The organism is Marivirga sericea, from assembly GCF_900177665.1.
GTDB lineage: Bacteria > Bacteroidota > Bacteroidia > Cytophagales > Cyclobacteriaceae > Marivirga > Marivirga sericea.
On record NZ_FXAW01000006.1, the window covers coordinates 48,105 to 69,264 of the forward strand.

Here is a 21,160-nt window from a genome sequence, read left to right on the forward strand (position 1 = left end):
GATGCACACACTTGTAGATTACAAATATTTATTAATAAAATTATACAATAAAAAGTAATAAAAAAACAATTTACTAAGAAAACACTTCTATTTCTGTAGCTAACGAAGCGCTTCATTATCAGGATGAACCTACCATTTTTATCGATGAATATAAAAATTTACTGAGTCTCTCAGCTTTTTATATAATGTCTAATGGATCAAATTCCAGTACAGGCCTTTGCAAAAACTTTTTAAACTCTTTAGATCTCCTTTAGCTATATAAAGAATTAAATTTTTTGGGATCGTGAAAAACATTATAAAAAGCATCCAAGAAACTTTCTGAATACCTCTCGTATTGCGTCTAAGAAACAATACTCGGTTTCTTGTCATATAGTAAAGTTTGAAGGGAGAATTCTTTCCTACACTCATAGACTCTTTATGATAGACCACTGAATTACCATTTACCCAAATTTCATACCCAGCATCTTTTGCTTGTGTACACCAATCAATTTCTTCATAGTATAAAAAGAAAACTTCTGGCATTAGCCCTATAGCATCAATAACTTCCTTTTTAACTAAGACGGCAGCACCATCTATCATTTCAGTTCGAAATGCACCATTATACTGACCTAAATCTTCTTCTTTAAACCCTATTCGAGAACTCCTACCAGTAAAATTACTAATAGCACTGTTTCCGGCATATTGAATTATGTTAGTATTAAAATACTTAATGAGTGGGCAAACCATCCCTACATTAGGATTCTCCGCAAAATGTTTCACGAGTGGGTTCATGAAATCAGTCTCAACCTCTGTATCGTTATTTATGAACAGCAAAAGTTCACCCTTTGCCTCTTTTATAGCCAAGTTGTTACCTCCAGCAAATCCGAGATTACTTTCACTTATAATGAATTTTATTTCCGGGTACTGTTCGATTAGCGGTGCAATAGGTTCACTTAAAGACCCATTATCTACAATAAAAATCTCAACATGAGTATAATCAATTTGCAGAATACTTTTTATAAACTCTTCTGTAACCTTTAAATTATTAAAGTGAACACTTATGATAGAGACCAAGGGTGGATTAATGTCTTCATAAGTACCTGCAGTAGTTTCCATGAATTTAAATCAATTTTAATTTCTTTTAAAATTTGGGATTACTTACTGTTTATGCGGGGTATGAATAAATCCTTTCTTAGATTCTTTCATTTTAAATAAAATCAGCAGCATTGTAAAAAACACGATGGGTATTCTTAAAATGGCATAAAATAAATGTTTATTGAAATACTTTTTGGGCACAGACAAGAACAAACTCAAAATGAATGTCACTAACAATCCACCCCAAATTAAAGGTGATATGAGCATATATTTGGGTAATAACAAACTAAGCAAAAAGAATAGCCCGAAAATACCTACATTAAATAAGCGCGGGAGGTGGAGCTGAATAAGTACACTCATATTAAAGAAATGTTTATTTCCTCTAAACCCTTCAGCAAATCCTTTGAAAAAGTATTTTCTTAAGAAATAGAAATGAACCGAAAGCCATCTTTTCCTTTGACTCTGAAACACCTCTCTTGAACCAACCTTTTCGTCAAATACTATTGCCTCATCTATATAATTAATAATATACCGCTGTTGGGTAAGTTTTAATTGGAGTTCTTTATCTTCACCAACATGACTTACAGTTTTCATTACTTCCTCAAGTACTTTGTAGTCAAACCCCATCCCAGAACCTGTTAGGGGTCCCGATAAACCAATGGACTCAGCACCCCTGCGATAGATGAAATTGCTTATTTCTTCATTAATTCCATCAAGTATAGAATAAGAGGAATTACTATTTTTAGCACATCTCCTGCCCTGAACAATCTTCATTCCATTATCAAAGCCAAAACTTAAATGATTTAAGAAATCAGGATCCATTACATTGTCAGCATCTAAAATTACGCAGTGAGAGTAACCTTCAAAATGTGCAATAGCATTATTAATTGCCTGTGCTTTAGTACTTTTTTCAAAAGAAACCTCATGCACTATGGCATCAGTTTGCCTCAGTTCTCGTAGAGTTTCCGCTTTGAATGAATCTGCTATCACTATCAGATCATATAAATGAGACGGATAATGAACTTCAAGATTTTTCCTAACCACATTAACTATTATACCATCTTCTTTGTAGGCAGGTATAAATACAGCAATTTTTTGTTGAGGATCGAACCTTTCAGGCAAATATTTCTTCTTGTAAGCATAACCGAGGAGCATAAAGAAAAACGTATAGCATACGATTATGATCGAATAAGTCAGAATTACAAATTCAATCGAATGTAGAAAAATCATATTTATACTCTTTCTTCCTGCACTAATGCTGGAAATGTTTTCAGTAACAACTTCATATCCTTGATAAAGGAATTATTTTTGGCATAATCTACATCAAGAGCAATTCTTTCCTCTTCGGACATTTCGCCTTTGCCTCTCTTAGTGACTTGCCATAGACCTGTGATCCCAGCTGCTGCCATAAATCTTAGGGCACATTGATCTTTAGTAAGTTGTTGCGCTTCATATAATGGAAGTGGCCTATTACCGACAATGGACATATCGCCCTTTAATACGTTAATAAGCTGAGGCAATTCATCCAAACTACTATCTCTTAAGAATTTCCCAAACTTAGTAATTCTAGGATCACCTTTTATTTTGAAAAACACTGGGTTGGCACCATTATCGTCTTTGTTCTCGTATTGATTTAAATGCATTAATTTACTTAATTCCTGATCTGCTCCAACGGACATCGATCTGAATTTCATGAAATTAAAAACTTTATAACCAACGCCTGCCCGTTTCGAGATATAAAATACAGGTCCCTTCGATTCTAGTTTTATAATAATTGAAATTAGCAGCATGATGGGACTGGCTAATAACAGCAATGAACCAGACACTAAAACATCAAATACCCTTTTTATCCTTGAGATCTTGAATCCTAATTCTTCGTCTCTCTTCTGTTCATCTTCTTTAGATAACTTCTTAAATAATTTTAAGAAATCTATCCAGTAGTTTAATTTCTCTGGATTAAAAACTATTGGAAAGCAATCGTCAGCACCGTGCTGTAGAACCTTCTTTTTATTTTCTGGAGCAATTTTATCAGAAACAATAATCACCGGTATTATGGCACCAGACTTGCTAACTAAATGACCAATAGAGCTTAGATTTTCAAAAAATATACCATCGATATATGATGAATAAAAAATAATAACGTCTGGAGCATCAGAATACTGAATATTCTCCAATTTACGAATCAACGCAGGCACTGTGAATTTTTCCACCTGGCTGAAATTTTTTAACAAATCAGTTTCAAAAACCTCATTTGTTACACAGTACAGTTTTTTATTAAAAGTTTGATGCTTATTAATCCATACTTCATCAAAATTATCTTCCAGTACGTAGTTGATTGATTGCATATCCTTAATTTTCTACTGTTAATCTTAAAACCCTATTTAATAATTCGTACAATTGGGATGGATCAAAAGGTTTATCCAAAAATCCTTTTGCGCCCGCATCAAAACACCTGTCTTTAAACTTCTTATCAGTCCGACTACTCAACATTATAAATGGAATATCAGAAAAAATTCCACTTTGAGACAAACTGTTCAGAAGGTCAAACCCATTCATTTTGGGTAACATGAAATCTGACATTATTACTGATGGTATATTACCCTCCGACAACCATTTCATTCCAGCCAAACCGTCTTTCTTAAATACTAAGTCGTACTTATTTTTCAATAAAACATCCAATAATAACCTCATTGGTTCATCATCCTCAGTGATCAATATTGTATGCTTCCTTACATGTGTCATTTTTTCTGAATTCGGTTGATAAATACTAATACTATTTTACCCATTTATCAATCTATCAATATAATATTGTTTTATTTTAAGATTATAAAAGTAAGAAATATTCATAGTTATACATAAATATTGCAGAGTTATTTTTTTTAATTTTCGTCTTTATCGTTAAACCAGTATAAATAGAAGGTGGATTAAGTTTTTCTGTAGATAAAATACACCAAAATGAGTACATTTATGTGTCCGATATTACATCATTAGCTCAATCTTAAGCTTTCCGAAACCCAATCTTACCAAACCTAAGGCCAAAACACTTCCATTAAAGCCCAAATATCACCTTCCTGAATAGATAATTACACATTATTCATCAAAAAGACGCCAACAGAACATGATTAAAACACTCAATTTTACACCCTGAATCTTCAACTAAGCGCACTATTTATTTACGAAAGTATTCACATTAAGATGCATCATACGGTAATATATTACCTTTTATTTATGCAAATCTATTTTTATATATGTAGTAGAAATCACTTTCTTTCCTTACACATAGAATAAATAAACATAAAGGGTAGACACATACTAATTTAGGATGTACTGTTTTTTAAGAATAGACACATAAATAACACTTAAAGTCGATATATTCAAGCTTTACTAGTGTGAGCAAACATTAAAAACTGTGCTGACTTAAAAAACAAAAACAATCGCCTGATTAGAATATAGCCAAGATAACTCTTGGTCTGCCAAGCAAGACAAGGTATTTCCTATAGGGATTAAACCTAACCAAAAATTAGAATTATAAAAGATAAGAATTGCGGCCTAGTACTAAATAATTAGCATTGCAAATTGAGTCAGCGTCTTCTCTTGGCCAAATATTTCTTAGTATTTTCAACTATGAATAGAAGCCCTTCAATTCGGATGAGGTACCCATATAATAAATGTGTAACCCCAAAACCTACTGCCAGAAACACTCGATCGTAAATACTAGCTAACTCAACTAAGTTAAATAATAGAACAAAAATAATTAATGGTACCATTCCTTCAAATATCTTGCGGAGATGGACTCTATAAGGAATTTTAATAATCCTATTAGAAAAATATACATTAACAAATGTTAAAAAATAATCTGCAATTACTAAGGCAATGGTGAACTCATATATACCATAAAAGTATGCAATAAACAATGGCAGAATAGTTATAAACTTCCTAAACAAACCTAAATAAAAGTTTTGCTTTGACTTTCCTTTACTCATAAAAGCATTCACCATCATACCGTTCAAAGGAAAAACACAGACTGCTAAAACTAGTATCTGAAAAACCTCAATTGAGGGAATCCATTTTTCCCCAAATAGAATCACAATCACATCAGCCCCCATAACATAAAGCAGTCCAGTAAGTCCATAACTTACGAAACCCACAACTGAAACAACTTTAAAATACACTCTTGTATATTCTTTATGCTGATCTTGCAAACTTGATAAAACAGGATAGAAAACTTTTACTAAACTTTGAGATGTATACAGAATAACCTGATCCTTCAATGAAGAAGCTCGACTATAAAACCCTAAAACTGAAGCTGAGAATACTTTACCGATAAATAGAATATCTATTTGTTTAAAAATCGTATAAATAAACTGATCAAAAAAAACAAATGCACTAAACCCGGTTAATCGCTTCACTTCATAAAATGAAAATTTTAATTCCGGCTTCCAATTTGAAGAAGTCCAAAGCAGCAACGTTGTCAATAGGGCCATAGAGATTTGCTGAACAACTAAACTATATACTCCGAATCCTTGAAATGCGCAGATCACCCCTAGTATACCGCCAACACTACTTGCGATTACATTTCGCAGCGTTAAAACCTTAAAGTCAAGCTCCCTTGTGAAAATTGCTGTCTGAACTAGATTTAATGAGTTAAAGACAAATATTAGGGAAAGCCATCGAATAAGTGAAGTGATTTCTTGATTATCGTAAAAATTGCCAATTATCGGTGCCCCAAAATAAAAAATAGCAGTAAGTACTATGCCAGCAGCAAAATTCAAATAAAAAATGGAGCTATAAGTAAGACTAGTATTATCTTTATTTTGAATCAGAGCGGAACTAAAACCTACATCAATAAACACTTGGCTAATCGTTATAAAAACCATCGCCATTCCTACTAAACCAAATTCGGCAGGTTCTAATAGTCTGGCTAAAAAAATGGAGATAATAAACCCGCTGCCTTGTTTAAGGACGGTTCCTGCTATATTCCAAGCAAATGCCTTCGCAGAGCGGTTCTTAAGAGAGGTCAAATTATTGCTATTTTACTAAAATTAGGAATTCGAAGTTAATGACAAATTTGATTTAGAAATATTTATGAAAGCCTTTTTTTGAACCTTGCCTTTTTCACTGTAGCTTAAATTCTTCAAAAGGCGTAATCATATATTGCATCGGTATATCATACTGATCAACAAATACACTACCATCTAATAAAGGCGCAAGGTTTATACCAACTAGGAGTGTATCCTGAGAGCATTTCTGCAAGAACCTATCATAATATCCCTTCCCATAACCAATGCGGTGACCATTCTTGCTTCCAGTTACCATGGGGACCAACACCATTTGAATCTTTTCGACCGGGAAAGGAACGCCATCTTGTGGCTCTGGGATTCCCCAGCTGTTCTCTAGAAAGCTAGTATCCTGTTTTATCTCAACATGATACATCGCGGGTTTTTTCAAATCGGAAATTCCAGTTATTACATTTACATATGGTTTTTCAGTCCATAAATACTGAATAAAAGGAAAGGTATCTGGCTCTTTGTTTTTTTTAATTGGTACAAAAGTGTGAACACATTGGAATTCTCTTGTCTTAAAAAAGGCTATGAGGCGAGCACTCAGCAACTGATTTCTTCTTTCGTACTCAGCTTGACTTAAAAATTTCCTTTTTTCTAAATATACTTTCCTTAATGTATTCTTATCCATCCCATCTGATTATGTGGAATTCTAAGTTAAATGGATCAAAAGCTTTCATCAACTTTTCAAGGAACTTTACATCTGCTCGATAATAGGGGATAAAATTTTCTTTTCGTTCTTGCAAACCATTTCCAGGGAAAAGGAAATCTTTAACTTCATCGATTTGCCTCATTTTATCAGAATGTTTCCTTTTCTCAGCAGCCACCATCTTTTTTTCAATTTTATCGACAGCATTACTAATTTTCTCATTTTCGGCATCTGTCATTTGAGCAAGAGTTGGATCTACATCACCTGCATATTGTTTAATCTCCAATAATAAAGACTTTAATTTCTGCCTCTCATCATTCAAATTCAACTTTTGCGCACTTACTTTCTTGGTGATCTCTTTTTTAAGCAACTCTCTTTCCGTGAAGAGCTCCAAATCTTTCAATTTCAACTTTTTGATTTTATGGCGTATTCTATTTGGAATTATCATACCGAAGTTACGCGGAAGCAGTATTGGAAATGGAATTTTAAAAGACTCGAATACAGGCTTCAATTGCATCCAATACGCCACCTCGGCAGGACCACCAGTGTATGCCAAATTAGGTAAAACAGCTTCTTGATACACTGGTCTTAGAATCACATTCGGACTAAAACGCTCTGGATGTGTGTCAATCTCATTTTTAATTTCCTCTTCTGAAAAGCTGATATCAGAATTTAGAACCACAAACTTCTCTCTTTCTTTTACGATTCTTTCCCTCAGACCATCTTGTAAATAAAAGAAGTTAATTTCCCTTGGATAAGTCTGAGTCTTATAGCCCATATCATCCAAATTTGTCGAACACTTTTCTACTAATTCGTTGGCAGAATTATTAAAAATATCATCTGCTATGATGTGATTGAGCTCTGACTTCAGTTGGGCATTGTCAGCATCTAGTACTACTAGTCCATACTTGCCATAGAAGGCATTAACATATTCGCGCACAGCTTGAGCAAGATTTTCTGACTCAGCATATGCTTTATAAAAAACACTTTGCTCACCTACCACATCTTTAGCTAGTGCAGCTAAGCCTTCTGTCTTCATCCTACCAACTGCACCAGCCTGTTCTGTATTCCACTTGTACTTTTTACCCTCGACTTGCATGCTCTTAATTTCATCCAAATCGTGGTCTTCTGAAGCCATCCAGTAAATTGGGACGAAATTGTAGTCTGGATATTTAGCTTTCAACTGATTACAAGCATTGATTACTGTAATGATTTTAAAATGAAAGTACAGTGGCCCAGTAAAAATATTAAGTTGGTGACCAGTTGTTAGCGTAAAAGTCCTATCATTACCTAAGCTTTCTATATTTTTTGTAACCGCTTCCTCTACAGCAGCAACTTGATCATATTGGGCTTCTAAAACCTCAACAAGCAACTTTCGGTTAATATGATGTTGTGATTTTTCTTGAATTTGAGCTCCAAAAGATTCAGGACTTGGAAACCGATGGTAGAAGGTCTTAAGTTCTTCTTTTTGTTGAATAAAATCATTAAATATAGGAGCAAATAGCCCTGTTTTAGAAAAATCAATACACCCTACCTTCATATTTTAATGTTATTTCAAATTACCATATAAGTCAAACTCTGTGGCATCAGTGATTTCTACATCAACAAAATCTCCAATTCTTGCATAGCTTTCAGTAGCATCAATCAAAACTTCATTATCTACTTCAGGAGAATCGTGCTCTGTCCTTCCGATAAAAAATCCACCTTCTTTTCTATCAACAAGAACTTTGAAAGTTTTGCCAATTTTCTCTTGATTCAATTCTTGAGAAATTTGAGTTTGTAATTCCATTACGGCATCAGCTCTTTCTTGTTTGATTTCTTCAGAAACATCATCCTCAAAACTATAGGCATGTGTGTTTTCTTCATGGGAATACGGAAAAATACCAAGGCGATCAAATCTAGTCTTTCGAACAAATTCCATCATTTCTTGAAAATCTTCCTCTGTTTCGCCAGGGTGCCCTGCTATCAAAGTCGTTCTTAAAGCTATACCGGGCACTTTTGCTCTTATTCTCTCAATTAATTCTTCTTGCTTTTCTCTAGTGGTCCCTCTACGCATCATTTTCAGCATTTTGGTTGAGCCATGCTGAAGCGGCATATCTAAGTAGTTGCAAATATTATCGCGCTCCGCCATCACATCCAGAATATCTTCCGGGAATCCTGTTGGAAATGCATAATGCAGGCGAATCCACTCTATTCCTTCAACATCTGAAAGTTGTTTTAATAATTCAGCTAGATTTCTTTTCTTATAAATGTCTAAGCCGTAGTATGTAGAATCTTGTGCTATAAGCAAAATTTCTTTAGTGCCATTTCTAGCCATATTTTTCGCTTCTTTCACTAATTCTTCAATCGGTCGAGAAACGTGTTTTCCACGCATGATAGGAATCGCACAAAATGAGCATGGTCGATCACAACCCTCTGCTATTTTCATATACGCAAAATGATTAGCCGTAGTGGTAATTCTTTCCCCCACCAATTCATGCTTATAATCCGCATTGAACTTCTTCAACAACATCGGTAATTCCATAGTACCGAAGAAGGCATCTACTTGAGGAATTTCCTTTTCTAAATCATCCTTATATCGTTGAGAAAGACATCCCGTTACATACAATTTTTCTATCATCCCCTCTTCCTTCGCATCAGCATAACGCAATATGGTATCAATAGACTCTTGTTTTGCATTATCTATGAAACCACAAGTATTCACTACAATAATGTTGGAATCATCTTTATCTGATTCGTGCGTGACATCAATAGCATTCCCTCTCAATTGCGTGATCATCACTTCTGAATCCACCAAATTTTTGGAGCATCCCAATGTCACCACATTAACTTTGTCTTTCTTTAATCCTTTCGTCTTCAAAATATTCTCCTCTTTAATTTACATCTACAATAAACTGTGTCAAACCATAAATTCAAATGTCCAAGATTAACTAAAATCAGGCGGTCAAAAGAACTTAAAACAGTTATTGTTTCAAGTTGCAAAGTTAATCAAATAATATAGGAATTGTTTCAGATGTGATGAATTACAATCAATTCCTTCATAAGACGTTTAGCTTGTCAGAATATATAATATCTTTGCACCGCCATGGAATCTATTATCAAAAAAAGCATAGTTTTAATTCTTATAGTGAGCATTTTCGCATGCCAAGTGGACAGCAATTGTAATACTTTAAATGTAGATTATGTAACTTTCAATACTGTATCTCTTAATGCGAATGCAGAGGAAATCAACGTTCAAGTAATTTTCGATAGTATTGTGAGCCCGCAAACCGATAGTGTTTTTTTCTTGGAAGATACTTTACAAAACTTTCAACTCCCGCTGAGCCCTGTAGAAAATCAAACTGATTTCTTTTTCTACTATGGCCCCTTTATTGATACTATCAGATTTACCTATGAGAAGAGAAATACTGTTGATTCTCCTGAATGCGGAATCGATATGCAGTATTTTGGCATGGATACTGCTTTCCAAACTTTTGATTCTCTTATTATTGTGAATGACACATTAAAAAGCACTTTAAATGCGCCTAATATTAAGTTGTTTATTTTTTAGTCTTATTAGCTTTTCACTTTTAGGGCAAGTCCCTAACAGTAGTGCTGATATAGATTCTACTGAACAAAGAGTGGTTGAACCAGAAAGACCGAAAGTACCCAAATCATTCTTTATTCCGACAGGAATTAGAATTGGTACAGACCTGGTTGCGCTAGGAGTCAATGCATTTGGCGATAATAGGCAGCGCTATGAAGTGCAAGCTGATATAGATTTTCACAGAATATATTTGATTGGTTCGTATGGGATCAATAAATACCAAACTAAAGGAGAAGGATTTGAATATAGCAATGATGGAAATTACTATAGAGTTGGCATAGAAGCTGATTTTCTAAAATTTGATCCAGATCACAACACGCTAACTTTTGGGCTTAGATACGCTAGAGCTAATTATTCAGAACTATTAACCACCAATCTTGTGAGTCCCATTTACGGGCCTTACCAAGAATCACTAACAAATGAGGCTGTGAGTGCAAGATGGTTTGAAATGACAGCAGGTTTAAGAGTCATGATTCTAAAAAACCTTTATATGGGTTATAGTTTCCGTATTCAACTTAATAGAAGAATATTCAATGCTAATGAATTTCGATCATATGACATTCCAGGGTTCGGAAGGGCTGAATTCGATAACAGATGGACTTTCAACTATTATTTAACCTACAGGCTTGCTTGGAAAGAAAAGAAAGTAATGGAGAGAAGCCGTTAAACCCGCTTAAAAAATGAGTCAACAAATTCCATTTTATTAAATACTTGCAAATCTTCCACTTTTTCACCGACCCCAATATATTTAACTGGGATTTTAAATTCTTCGGAAATTCCAATTACCACACCACCTTTCGCAGTTCCATCCAATTTCGTAATAGCTAAAGAAGTAACTTCCGTGGCTTTGGTAAATTCTCTAGCTTGAATCATCGCATTTTGACCAGTAGATCCATCTAAAACCAATAATACCTCATGCGGAGCTTCAGCAACAAATTTTTGAATGACTCTTTTGATCTTAGATAGCTCATTCATCAAATTCACTTTGGTGTGCAATCTACCTGCAGTATCAATAATTACGATATCCGCTTCATCTGCCACACCTTGTTTTACAGCATCATAAGCTACAGAAGCTGGATCAGTATTCATTCCATGAGAAACGACCGGCACTCCTATTCTATCACCCCACATTTTCAGTTGATCAACAGCAGCAGCTCTAAATGTATCTGCAGCACCTAAAATCACTTTTTTACCTTGCTTTTTGTATTGTGCTGCTAATTTGCCAATGGTAGTCGTTTTACCTACCCCGTTAACACCTACCACCAATAAAACATAAGGCTTCTTTACATTTGCAGGAAGAGAAAAGTCCTTCAAATCTTCTGTATTATTTTCAGACAAGAGCGAGGCAATCTCCTCTCTCAGGATTTTGTCCAATTCACTTGTTCCTAAGTACTTATCGCGAGCTACCCTTTCCTCTATCCTGTCTATAATTTTGACGGTGGTATTTACTCCTAAATCGGAGCTGATTAGAATTTCCTCCAGTTCATCCAAGACATCCTCATCTACTTCAGATTTACCAACTACAGTTCGCCCAAGTTTAGAAAAAAAACTTTCCTTGGTTTTTTCCAGACCTTTATCTAGGGACTCCTTTTTTTCTTTGGAGAAAATCTTAAAAATACTCATTTTTCTATGGTTTTAGAGGTATTGGTAATTGAGGCTTACAATAATACGAAATAAATGGACTAAAGTAATTACAAAATGGAAAGAGGCAGAAGTGTATAAACAAAAAAAGTCCCTGAAGAGGGACTTAAATCAATTTAACCTTAAAAACTACAATTATTTTTTAAGTGCCTCTTTGGCCATATCCAAAGGTACCATTTCCTCACGGAAAGTATATCCTCCGTTTTTTGACTTCACCGCCTTGATTACTTTAGCGTAACCTTTAGCATCTTTATCCTTTAAACTTGCTACTACTTTCTTAGCCATGATTACTTAATTTCTTTGTGAACAGTATTTTTCTTCAAAATCGGGTTGTATTTTTTCAACTCCAATCTTTCTGTAGTGTTTTTTCTGTTTTTAGTCGTGATGTAACGAGATGTACCCGGAGCACCACTTTCTTTGTGTTCAGTGCATTCTAAAATTACCTGAACTCTATTTCCTTTCTTAGCCATTGTGCTTTATATTTTTGAGCAATAGAAACTTATACTAATACATTACCGTTTTGACGTGCTTTCTTCAATACGGAAGTAATACCATTTTTGTTAATGGTTCTTATTGCATTAGCAGATACTTTTAAAGTGATCCACTTGTCTTCCTCAGGAAGATAAAACCTCTTTTTTTGCAAATTTGGTAAAAACCTTCTTCTGGTTTTATTATTTGAGTGAGAAACGTTATTCCCCACTTGAGGTCTTTTTCCGGTAATTTGACAAACTCGTGCCATATCTATCTAATTATTTTTGTTGTCGATTTCAAATTGGTCTGCAAATATCGGCAATATTTTGATAATCACAAACCTTAGCCTAAAAATACATCCTAATTTTTTTGGAATTGCAAGGGATTGCCATCCTCTTTTGTTAGATTTACATTTTAAGAGAGTGCAATTTACTAATTTTTAAACATTAAAGCTATGATTGAAGAAATCAAGAACAGTCAACAAGCCATTGACATGGAAAATAAGCACGGAGCTCATAATTATCATCCGCTACCGGCCGTTTTAGCCAAAGGTGATGGAGTTTTCCTTTGGGATGTAGAAGGAAAAAAATATTATGACTTTTTATCTTCATACAGTGCGGTTAACCAAGGACACAGCCATCCAAGAATCTTAGAAACCCTTAAAAAGCAAGCGGAAACTTTGACTTTGACCTCAAGGGCTTTTTACAATAATATTTTAGGGCCATTTGAAAAGCATATAACCGAGTATTTCGGATTTGATAAAGTATTGGCCATGAATTCTGGTGCTGAGGCTGTTGAGTCTGCTTTAAAAATTGCTAGAAAATGGGCAACTGAGAAAAATGGAGTAGCACCAAATGCTGGGAAAGTGATTGTTGCTGAGCAAAACTTCCATGGTAGAACTACTACAGTTATTTCTTTCTCAAGTGATGAAAATGCAAAGAAAAACTTTGGTCCTTATACTCCTGGTTTCATAAAGATACCTTATAACGATACTGAAGCTTTAGATAAAATTTTACAGGGTGAAGATAATATTGTTGGATTCTTGGTTGAGCCTATTCAAGGAGAAGCAGGAGTTTATAGACCAGACAATGATTACTTGAAGAAATGTAAAGAAATCTGTCAAAAGCATAATGTATTATTTATTGCAGATGAAATCCAGACTGGAATTGCCAGAACGGGAAGTTTACTAGCTGTTTGCGGTGATTGCACTTGCCAAGGACATTGTGAAAAGCAATCGACCTATGTTGAACCTGATATTTTGATATTGGGAAAAGCTCTTTCCGGTGGCTTTTACCCAGTTTCTGCAGTATTAGCCAATGACCACATTATGGAGGTTTTAACACCAGGAACTCATGGTTCTACTTTCGGTGGAAACCCATTAGGGGCTGCCGTTGCACTTACTGCGCTAGAAGTAGTAAAAGATGAGAAGTTAGCACAAAACGCACGAAAGCTAGGACAGCTTTTCAGGGACAGAATGCAGAAATTTGTAGATTCTTCTGATATGGTCAACCTTGTGAGAGGTAAAGGACTTTTAAATGCTATCGTAATTAATGATTCTGAAGATAGCTCAACAGCTTGGGATATATGCATGGCTTTAAAAGAGAATGGTTTATTGGCTAAGCCTACTCACGGAAACATTATCCGATTTGCACCACCATTGGTAATCACAGAAGAGCAAATCAATGAATGCTGTGATATTATAGAGAAAACGATTAGCGGATTTAAGAAAAAGTAAACTCAATTATGGGTGGACTATAAAGAGGCTGTTAGAAAATTTTGCTTTTCTGACAGCCTCTTTTTTTTGGCATCAGTAATTCAATTTCACTTTATCAATGCTAAGCTCTTTCTCTTTTTCATCATACTCTAAAACCACAATATATCCTGCTTCAGAAGGTAAGACTTTAAACCTCTTTTCTTCCTCTGCTTCCATTAGATCAATAGTATCTGTTGAGAGTTTACCATCAGCGATAAAAACATTGCCGAAAACATATTTATCTGATTCCTTCTTTATTTCCAAGTAGTCTTGGTACCCGATACTTATGACATCTTTATCTGTACTACTAGTTGTGAATTCATAGTCATAACCGTTTAAAGCCTTCACTATCATGGCCAACATTTGTGGACTAAACAGGGCAGCATTAGGTACTGATATATTGTTCTCAGCTTTTTCTATGGTTTCTATATTGGTCAAATTAAAATCCTTATCAAATTTAAAAATCATCATGTCTTTCACCACAATATCAAACCCAAGTCCTTTAAATTCTTTGTCATATTGTTCTCCTATGGCGTAGAAGTTGCCCATGTTGTCTTCCACAAAGTCGTGAAAAAACACATATCCAAAATCTTCAAATTCACCTTTTTCATCGACTTTAAAAAACTTTCCAGCATCTTCAGTCCAGGAGATATAATTTTTACTTACTATTTCCCCAGAGTTATTGAGCGTATACTGAAATAGCCCCAAGCTCTTACTGGATATGATATTACTTTCTTTATTATAGTAATATCCTAATAAATGGAAGTTGCCGCTTTCATCAACTCTAAATCCATTAATAGGAGATAATTTATACTTACTATCATCTAGAGATTTTCTAAATAGTGGTTTTCCAGTCTTAGAGTCAAGAACCATTAAATTTAAATTAAAATCTTTGCTTAAAAGTCCATCTTTTTCCATGATAATGTTCATCATGATATCTTCATCTCCATAAAGCATGGTAGGAAAGAGATGAGTTTTCAATTTAGGATCACTACTATAATTCCAATTTTTACCTCCTTGAGATGAATAATAATCTATACTATATCCATAGTTTTTATTTTTCACAGTTCTGAAATCGGCAAAACCAAAATCTTTCAAGGGGAATAAAAAGATTGCCTGAGCACCTTTACTGCTCTGCATCTGGCGGAACTGGGCCTTTTCAATCTTACCTACTTCTCGATCTTCCGCACTTAGTAGCTTAGCTGAATTATCTAACTGTTGCAACATCACTTTATCATTTTTATAATCATAAAGCTTTAGCATAAGCGAATTACCATTATATACAGCATCCATTAGAAAGAGATGTTTTGAACTTTCAACGGTATGTTTACCCACCTCATTCAGATTTTGATCTAGTATCTGTAGTTCATAGTTGTAAGTCTTTCTATTTATTCTGTCAGTTTTATAAAATAGATAATGACCAACTACAATTTCATTATTAATAATTGATCCTGCATTTCTTAACTGAACTTCTACTATATCTTGAATCTTCTTCTCTTGCGCTTTGGCGCTTATCGCAATGATGAAGAAGCATAATGTTGCATAAAGTCTAATTTTCATTTTTTCTGATTTTATTAAAATTAATTACCGGGTTTTTAGTTTGTATTTGTTTAATGTGCTCAAAAAAGCTTCATCTTGGCTCAGGAACCTGCAATTTTCCAAGTGAAAATAATAGATGAGCATTTCCAATTCTGAAAGTCTAATTCTATTCAAAAAAGTTAAAAATTCCTTGTAAGAAGCTTCTTGATGTGGACCAGGAGACGCTACATATTTGTTTAGCTCATGGGATTTCTGAGCTTCGTAAATCTGATCAAACAAATTACTAATTCTCGTCAACAAATGTTTGTTCTCAGGTTGTTCTTGTAATTGCTTCAATGAAAAAAACAGTGCTTTTCCAAAATCATTTTGAGCTTCCCAACTATCAATAAAAGCTAAATCTAGGTCTATCCCGGATTTAAAAGCCAGAAGCTTACTTTGATTGAATAATTCATTGGTAGTATCTGCTTTTTCATCATTGATAAGCTTTAGACGAGCAATTCGTTCAGCTATATCGGGATGAGATTTTAAAGCATCAGTATCTTCCTCAGTGGGACCAGCAGACATTGAAAATATGTCGCTTTTGTCTAAAATCCATTTTTCTTTAAATGGATAATCTTCAAATCCCAGCGTGTTGGGGTAACTGATCGCTGGAAACTTGTATAAATCAATGGAATCTAAAAGATTTAAAGTGCTAAAAGAATACCGATGGTCATAATCGGCATTGATGATCAATTTCAAGGCCAGAGAATCAGCGCTAATCTCTTGTTTTCGACTAAACTTCATTTCTGTTAAATACAGCGTTTTAAGAAAAGTTTCTAACTGTTCCCTTCTATTATATTTCTCTTTATCAATAAGATCAATTACATTTTTAAACTCTTTTGAATCCAACCTTTCTAACGTGCGATAGGAGGATATATCAACGTCCTGTCTGTAGTCATGTCCAATCTCGTGAGCAATAATAAAAGCCAACGCTCCTTGATTCCTGATTTTTCTAAGCATTCCGAGAGTTAGAATTATAGTTCCACCGCCCATAGAATAGGCATTAGCAATAGGAGAATTACTAACGAGAATGGTGTAGTTCTTATCGTCAATTACTTCATTGGATGTGCCGAATTTTTGAAGACAATTGTCTATGCAGTCATAAATTAAGCTGTCATAGACAAATGAACTGTCACGGAAGGCTTTTTCAATATTCTTTTCTCGAATCTTGTAGATTTTTTCATAAATAGAAAAGTCACTATCCTCTAATTTATAATTATTTAATCGCTCTTGGTGTTGGCTTTTTATCTGGCTTATTATACTGTCAGAAAAATGTAAAGACTGTAAATCTTGCCCCTGTGCTATACAAATGAATGCACTGAATGAGAGTATAAAAATATATCTTATATATTTAGCAGGAGAGTTGATTTTGGTAAACTTCAAAAAACTAAAATATTTTGGGTTTATTTAATAACTCTTGTAAACATAGTAATAATATTTTTGAACGGCACGAATAGCAACAATAAGTTTTAAGAGCGATATAAGGGTGGTTTGGGATGTCTTATTTCCCTATTTCTATTAAATGTTTATAGGTTGCCTTCTCAAACATCCCTACAAAATTTAGTATGACAGTAGTAGTCGAGCTTTTCAGTCACTGTTTTATTGAGAGATTATATTTTTCAATACTTTCTGAACCCCTACGAGAAAATTTGATATATAAAGATCAATTTCATTCATTTGGTTATTAAGCTAATATCATCATTTCTTTCTAATGATTCAAGACTAATTTCCAGGTTTCATATGAGGGCCTTTCTCTTCCTTCTTCATCTAACAAACCCGTATCCCTCCAAATTCGTCCCAGATCTTTAACTTCCTCGGGAAATGTTTCCCAAAGTTCATCAAAATCTCTGTGGGCCCACCAAATCACATATTCATAATCGTGGATTTGCGCCTGCGTTAATAATGCCTTCAGATAATCATTTTGTTCGGATTCATTGCCCGCAATAAAAAGATTCACGGCTTCAACTGATAAATCTTCAGCCAAATGGTTTGTTTCTGCTATTGCAATCGGTCTTTCGATCTTTTCATGCACGAAGTCGAATGCTCTCTTAAATTCTTGCTCCGTTTTTAAGCCTTTAAAAAAAGGATAAAAACTAATACTTACTAATTCCATAGTGTTAGCATAATTAGCTATTTCTTCAATAAAACTATCTGAATCGGTAACATCAGGCTGGTAAAAATTATGCAAAGTAATCGACTCTGAAATTTGAAGCGCTGGAAATTCCTCTTGAATTCTTGCCCTAATATTAGCCATTAGCAATTTGTAAGCATCCCATTTTTCAGGGGCATTTTTCAATAGTTCGTTGACCTCTATGGCCAACAATAAATAATCGGGATTTAGTTGCTCAGCGATATATTGTAAATGCTTAAAGTAAGCATCCTCAATTTCTTTATCATTTAAGGCCGCATAGTCCGGAATGCTTCCATCATAATCAAAAGCCAAGTCACTACGTGAACTGTTCAACAAACTTACCGAAACGGTGAGTTTGGCATTGGGTAATTTCTTGGAAGCTCTAGAGGCAATATCATTTGTAAATTCAGACGGTAAAGACAAATCATTGATCCATGCATTCCACGGAATATTAGAATCAATATGTTCCGAATAGATATCAGCATTTTCTCCAATGAAGTCATAAGTATTTTCAATAGATGCTACAGTTGGGGCGTAGGGCCAGGTACTAAAACCCATCTCAAAATTCCTGGAGCCGAATTCACAGAAAAATTCTTCATTCTCACAATCCGCTAATGGATTTTCATCATTATTGCAGGAGAAGCCCAGCATCATGATGATGAGTATCAAAAATAGGGTTCCTTTATAATTCTTCATCCTTCATCGTTTTAAGGCACGTTTAGCTCTAATTCAGTTTCTGAGGCGTATATTTTACCTTTAAGTTATCTATCATCCGCCAGCTAGAGGTATCCAAATCTTGAATCTGCCAAGTAGCGTCTATTGACCCATTTAATTACATTTATATGCTACTCTGTTGCTATAATTCTCTGCTTCTTGTTCAAAAAAGTTACAGTTATGTGTTGGTCCCGCGCCTCTATAGGCCAGAAAAAAAATTGGGCCATTTAAATCGAAGTAAATGTATTTTGAAAGCTTTTTATATATGGTGTTTTTGGATTTTAAATTTTGATCAAAAGAGTATAATAGTGCATTAGCTCCGACCATTCTATCAAATTGAAGGATGTGGGCGACTTCGTGAGCGTAAATACTGTAAAATGTATCATCAGAAAAGTCGCTGCTCATGCCGATTGAGCTTACTTGGCCAGTTGCACCTCCGGTGCCGATTGAAGAAGTAAAGTTTTGATTGGACTCAAAATAGAAAATGCCAGTCTGTAATGATCTTTTTAAGTCTAACTTTGCATTCTTGCCAACAACCAAAATACCATAGATAGAAGAAGTGAAGAGTCTTCCCCTGAATTTATTTTCGTAAGGGTAATATTCTAAGCGAGTAATATAAAGGTTTAGATGCATTCGTTCAAACATTCTTTGGCCTTCAGCAGCGTTTTGTATGATTGAGCTCCCGACAGCGTTAACTAGTCTTGCGGGCCATGCATATGAAATATTGCGTTGTTTTTGTACTTGATGTGTTAATGATAGCCCAACATGACTAACAGCACCTCCAATAGCCCCCTGGTAAAATCCTTTGGTAAATGCTTGAAAGCCAGATTTCTTCCCATTGTTATTAATTAATCCACCGACCCCGCCAATTAGTCCATTAAACCCAATATTGAATGCAGCCAGCTGGGCTCTTTGATTTCTGAATTCCTTGGATTGACTTTGAACAGTGGTTGATGATACCAATAAAAACAATACTAGAGCTGTCCTTTTCATATTTCACTAAGTTACTGTGCATTCGAATGTAATAGGTTTTTGTCCACCTATATCGATTTGGTCAAAAACGGTTCAACGAATAAATTCTGTAGGCCATGGTGTAAAGTAAAGATATGGATTTTTATGATAATCCGAATTCGGCTTATTTTATGGTAATTACTACTGCTTTATCCTATCAAAATAATGTATAAGTGCCTAAAGGTATGCGGTATGTTTATAGATCCTTATCAGCACAAAAGCCCTTATATCATCGCCAAAAGGAATACACTTAAAACGGCTAAGCAATACAATCCAATCAAACTATATAGCCATACTGCTGTCGCTTTTTTCAGTTGTGAAACACCATTTATAGAAATCCCAATAAGTGCAAATAGTTGAAGGCCGTGCATCCCCAAAAAATGGCTAATCCTTAAATCTCCCTGACCAATCTTCCAATCCAATATTGGGATATGGAAAGTTGCTATCGCATCGGGAGAAGCTAAATGACGGTTCAGTCCAATCATGGCACCTCCGATAAGGGAGGAAAATAACAGTAACAACAAGCCAAGGCGTATGAAATTTCGCATATGTAGTGATATGTCCATAGGTTTGCTTTTCTTCTTAAAGTATAATGTTATGATCCAAATAAGAAAAACGGTATTAACGACAATCAATACGCCCATTAATTGAAAAATCACAGCACCTGAAATACTGCTGATATTAAAATGAGATTTAACTCCTCTAGCTCCTTGCATTACGATTAATGCCAATTCTAGTAAGATGACAATCGAAATATTCCGAATTAGCTTGCGCTTCCGTTGATCCTCGATGTTTAATAAATCCACCACCCAAATAATACTCATAAGATAAATCCCCACCGAGAGGCAAAATTTTGCTGGCTTGTACCATGTATTGAGGGCATTTACTTCACGCAGATCAACCAACGGAAATAAGAAGAAAATACCTGCCAGAAGTAAACATAACCAAGATGCCTTCCACCAAATGGGGTATTGAGTTTTCATTGTGGAATGAATCGTGTACAGTTGCTCTCTCATCTTAAAAAAGGCTGAGTTCCTTTTGTTTTTTCTTTGCCGCCAGGTAGATCAACCAATATAATAACACCCCAGCCGGCCCTGCCATAAAAGTTAAGATCAAAGCAGGAATTATCAGTAGGTGATGGATCGAATGCTTTTGTGCGTGATGCACTATCCAGGTTCCTAAGAAAAGATCAAATGCCAAATAATGCACCCATCCTGCCAACAATGATTTGTCATTTTCAAATAGTCTTCTCACTTCCTCCAGTGAGCCAAAACCACCATCTGTTACTCCCCATGAGCTGATCATAAGATAGACATAGAGCACCGCAATCATCAGCATAATAGCAAAGCCGGAAATGTATTTTGTTAATTTCCATTTAGGGACAAAAATGAGTAGGATCCATCCCAGCATGGCCAAATAATTAGCGAAGGGAAATAATAGTTTGGCGGTCATATTGTTTAGGTTTGATAGTTTGATTTAGTAACTAAAGTAG

Annotated in this window: 21 protein-coding genes; 3 read left to right on the top strand and 18 right to left on the bottom strand. The window is 34.8% G+C overall.

Translation table 11 applies throughout. The features are described from left to right. Positions 1–189: 189 nt before the first annotated feature. The 8 genes from B9Y84_RS13910 to rimO all read right to left on the bottom strand — a co-directional run bounded on the left by B9Y84_RS13910 (position 190) and on the right by rimO (position 9,643). The gene (locus tag B9Y84_RS13910; protein ID WP_085518003.1) at positions 190–1,095 is read right to left on the bottom strand and encodes a glycosyltransferase family 2 protein; all 906 of its coding nucleotides are present in this window, start codon (positions 1,093–1,095) and stop codon (positions 190–192) included. Between the two features lie 42 nt (positions 1,096–1,137). Then, a complete protein-coding gene (locus tag B9Y84_RS13915; RefSeq protein ID WP_085518004.1) occupies positions 1,138–2,304 on the bottom strand; it encodes a glycosyltransferase family 2 protein in 1,167 nt (388 codons plus the stop codon). A 2-nt stretch (positions 2,305–2,306) separates the two neighbouring features. After that, complete coding sequence (locus B9Y84_RS13920; RefSeq protein ID WP_085518005.1) at positions 2,307–3,419, bottom strand: sugar transferase; 1,113 nt, start codon at positions 3,417–3,419, stop codon at positions 2,307–2,309. A gap of 4 nt (positions 3,420–3,423) precedes the next feature. Further along, on the bottom strand, positions 3,424–3,816 hold the full coding sequence (locus B9Y84_RS13925) for a response regulator (RefSeq protein WP_085518006.1): 393 nt from the start codon (positions 3,814–3,816) through the stop codon (positions 3,424–3,426). An 839-nt stretch (positions 3,817–4,655) separates the two neighbouring features. Further along, the gene (locus B9Y84_RS13930; RefSeq protein WP_085518007.1) at positions 4,656–6,095 is read right to left on the bottom strand and encodes a lipopolysaccharide biosynthesis protein; all 1,440 of its coding nucleotides are present in this window, start codon (positions 6,093–6,095) and stop codon (positions 4,656–4,658) included. 94 nt (positions 6,096–6,189) lie between these two features. Continuing rightward, positions 6,190–6,765, bottom strand: coding sequence for a 5-formyltetrahydrofolate cyclo-ligase (locus B9Y84_RS13935; protein WP_085518008.1), 576 nt, complete (start codon positions 6,763–6,765; stop codon positions 6,190–6,192). Then, the gene (bshC, locus tag B9Y84_RS13940; protein WP_085518009.1) at positions 6,758–8,323 is read right to left on the bottom strand and encodes a bacillithiol biosynthesis cysteine-adding enzyme BshC; all 1,566 of its coding nucleotides are present in this window, start codon (positions 8,321–8,323) and stop codon (positions 6,758–6,760) included. Before bshC ends, B9Y84_RS13935 begins: the two co-directional genes overlap by 8 nt. A 9-nt stretch (positions 8,324–8,332) precedes the next feature. Then, complete coding sequence (gene rimO, locus B9Y84_RS13945; RefSeq protein ID WP_085518010.1) at positions 8,333–9,643, bottom strand: 30S ribosomal protein S12 methylthiotransferase RimO; 1,311 nt, start codon at positions 9,641–9,643, stop codon at positions 8,333–8,335. Positions 9,644–9,868: 225 nt separating this feature from the next. Between rimO and B9Y84_RS13950 the strand changes: the two genes are divergently transcribed. Together B9Y84_RS13950 and B9Y84_RS13955 are read left to right on the top strand one after the other, a co-directional pair. Beyond that, positions 9,869–10,333, top strand: coding sequence for a DUF6452 family protein (locus B9Y84_RS13950; RefSeq protein WP_085518011.1), 465 nt, complete (start codon positions 9,869–9,871; stop codon positions 10,331–10,333). Further along, positions 10,302–11,036: a DUF6048 family protein gene (locus B9Y84_RS13955; RefSeq protein WP_085518012.1), complete on the top strand. Its 735-nt coding sequence runs from the start codon at positions 10,302–10,304 to the stop codon at positions 11,034–11,036. The genes B9Y84_RS13950 and B9Y84_RS13955 overlap by 32 nt, the downstream gene beginning before the upstream one ends. Here B9Y84_RS13955 and ftsY read toward each other — a convergent pair. The 4 genes from ftsY to rpmB all read right to left on the bottom strand — a co-directional run bounded on the left by ftsY (position 11,033) and on the right by rpmB (position 12,749). Beyond that, entirely contained in the window at positions 11,033–11,992 is a 960-nt protein-coding gene (ftsY, locus tag B9Y84_RS13960; RefSeq protein ID WP_085518013.1) for a signal recognition particle-docking protein FtsY, read from the bottom strand. The genes B9Y84_RS13955 and ftsY overlap by 4 nt on opposite strands. 153 nt (positions 11,993–12,145) lie before the next feature. Beyond that, entirely contained in the window at positions 12,146–12,295 is a 150-nt protein-coding gene (locus tag B9Y84_RS13965; RefSeq protein ID WP_013454144.1) for a DUF4295 domain-containing protein, read from the bottom strand. Positions 12,296–12,297: 2 nt separating this feature from the next. Further along, entirely contained in the window at positions 12,298–12,480 is a 183-nt protein-coding gene (gene rpmG / locus B9Y84_RS13970) for a 50S ribosomal protein L33 (protein ID WP_085518014.1), read from the bottom strand. A gap of 29 nt (positions 12,481–12,509) precedes the next feature. After that, on the bottom strand, positions 12,510–12,749 hold the full coding sequence (gene rpmB, locus B9Y84_RS13975) for a 50S ribosomal protein L28 (protein ID WP_085518015.1): 240 nt from the start codon (positions 12,747–12,749) through the stop codon (positions 12,510–12,512). A gap of 186 nt (positions 12,750–12,935) precedes the next feature. Between rpmB and rocD the strand changes: the two genes are divergently transcribed. Continuing rightward, the gene (rocD, locus tag B9Y84_RS13980) at positions 12,936–14,216 is read left to right on the top strand and encodes an ornithine--oxo-acid transaminase (RefSeq protein ID WP_085518016.1); all 1,281 of its coding nucleotides are present in this window, start codon (positions 12,936–12,938) and stop codon (positions 14,214–14,216) included. A gap of 72 nt (positions 14,217–14,288) precedes the next feature. On the opposite strand, the gene B9Y84_RS13985 is transcribed toward rocD, so the two are convergent. The 6 genes from B9Y84_RS13985 to B9Y84_RS14010 all read right to left on the bottom strand — a co-directional run bounded on the left by B9Y84_RS13985 (position 14,289) and on the right by B9Y84_RS14010 (position 21,120). Beyond that, positions 14,289–15,794, bottom strand: coding sequence for a DUF6770 family protein (locus tag B9Y84_RS13985; RefSeq protein ID WP_085518017.1), 1,506 nt, complete (start codon positions 15,792–15,794; stop codon positions 14,289–14,291). A gap of 24 nt (positions 15,795–15,818) precedes the next feature. Continuing rightward, complete coding sequence (locus tag B9Y84_RS13990; RefSeq protein ID WP_176223805.1) at positions 15,819–17,195, bottom strand: M48 family metalloprotease; 1,377 nt, start codon at positions 17,193–17,195, stop codon at positions 15,819–15,821. Positions 17,196–17,520: 325 nt separating this feature from the next. Next, positions 17,521–18,639: a glycosyl hydrolase 53 family protein gene (locus B9Y84_RS13995; protein WP_221406432.1), complete on the bottom strand. Its 1,119-nt coding sequence runs from the start codon at positions 18,637–18,639 to the stop codon at positions 17,521–17,523. A gap of 132 nt (positions 18,640–18,771) precedes the next feature. Then, positions 18,772–19,650: a hypothetical protein gene (locus B9Y84_RS14000; RefSeq protein ID WP_085518019.1), complete on the bottom strand. Its 879-nt coding sequence runs from the start codon at positions 19,648–19,650 to the stop codon at positions 18,772–18,774. A gap of 242 nt (positions 19,651–19,892) precedes the next feature. Next, positions 19,893–20,651 carry a hypothetical protein gene (locus tag B9Y84_RS14005; protein WP_176223806.1) on the bottom strand — a complete coding sequence of 253 codons (759 nt, stop codon included), beginning with the start codon at positions 20,649–20,651 and terminating at the stop codon, positions 19,893–19,895. 34 nt (positions 20,652–20,685) lie between these two features. After that, positions 20,686–21,120 carry an ABA4-like family protein gene (locus B9Y84_RS14010; RefSeq protein WP_085518021.1) on the bottom strand — a complete coding sequence of 145 codons (435 nt, stop codon included), beginning with the start codon at positions 21,118–21,120 and terminating at the stop codon, positions 20,686–20,688. Between the last annotated feature and the right edge of the window lie 40 nt (positions 21,121–21,160).

Bases quoted from the DNA above. Each gene is read 5' to 3' on its own strand.
- B9Y84_RS13965 (WP_013454144.1), bottom strand. From the start codon at position 12,295: ATGGCTAAGAAAGTAGTAGCAAGTTTAAAGGATAAAGATGCTAAAGGT.
- B9Y84_RS14000 (WP_085518019.1), bottom strand. From the start codon at position 19,650: ATGAAAAGGACAGCTCTAGTATTGTTTTTATTGGTATCATCAACCACT.
- B9Y84_RS13935 (WP_085518008.1), bottom strand. From the start codon at position 6,765: ATGGATAAGAATACATTAAGGAAAGTATATTTAGAAAAAAGGAAATTT.
- B9Y84_RS13985 (WP_085518017.1), bottom strand. From the start codon at position 15,794: ATGAAAATTAGACTTTATGCAACATTATGCTTCTTCATCATTGCGATA.
- rocD (WP_085518016.1), top strand. From the start codon at position 12,936: ATGATTGAAGAAATCAAGAACAGTCAACAAGCCATTGACATGGAAAAT.
- bshC (WP_085518009.1), bottom strand. From the start codon at position 8,323: ATGAAGGTAGGGTGTATTGATTTTTCTAAAACAGGGCTATTTGCTCCT.
- ftsY (WP_085518013.1), bottom strand. From the start codon at position 11,992: ATGAGTATTTTTAAGATTTTCTCCAAAGAAAAAAAGGAGTCCCTAGAT.
- B9Y84_RS13910 (WP_085518003.1), bottom strand. From the start codon at position 1,095: ATGGAAACTACTGCAGGTACTTATGAAGACATTAATCCACCCTTGGTC.
- B9Y84_RS13955 (WP_085518012.1), top strand. From the start codon at position 10,302: ATGCGCCTAATATTAAGTTGTTTATTTTTTAGTCTTATTAGCTTTTCA.
- B9Y84_RS13920 (WP_085518005.1), bottom strand. From the start codon at position 3,419: ATGCAATCAATCAACTACGTACTGGAAGATAATTTTGATGAAGTATGG.
- B9Y84_RS13925 (WP_085518006.1), bottom strand. From the start codon at position 3,816: ATGACACATGTAAGGAAGCATACAATATTGATCACTGAGGATGATGAA.
- B9Y84_RS13950 (WP_085518011.1), top strand. From the start codon at position 9,869: ATGGAATCTATTATCAAAAAAAGCATAGTTTTAATTCTTATAGTGAGC.
- B9Y84_RS13915 (WP_085518004.1), bottom strand. From the start codon at position 2,304: ATGATTTTTCTACATTCGATTGAATTTGTAATTCTGACTTATTCGATC.
- B9Y84_RS13995 (WP_221406432.1), bottom strand. From the start codon at position 18,639: ATGAAGAATTATAAAGGAACCCTATTTTTGATACTCATCATCATGATG.
- B9Y84_RS14010 (WP_085518021.1), bottom strand. From the start codon at position 21,120: ATGACCGCCAAACTATTATTTCCCTTCGCTAATTATTTGGCCATGCTG.
- B9Y84_RS14005 (WP_176223806.1), bottom strand. From the start codon at position 20,651: ATGAAAACTCAATACCCCATTTGGTGGAAGGCATCTTGGTTATGTTTA.
- rpmG (WP_085518014.1), bottom strand. From the start codon at position 12,480: ATGGCTAAGAAAGGAAATAGAGTTCAGGTAATTTTAGAATGCACTGAA.
- rpmB (WP_085518015.1), bottom strand. From the start codon at position 12,749: ATGGCACGAGTTTGTCAAATTACCGGAAAAAGACCTCAAGTGGGGAAT.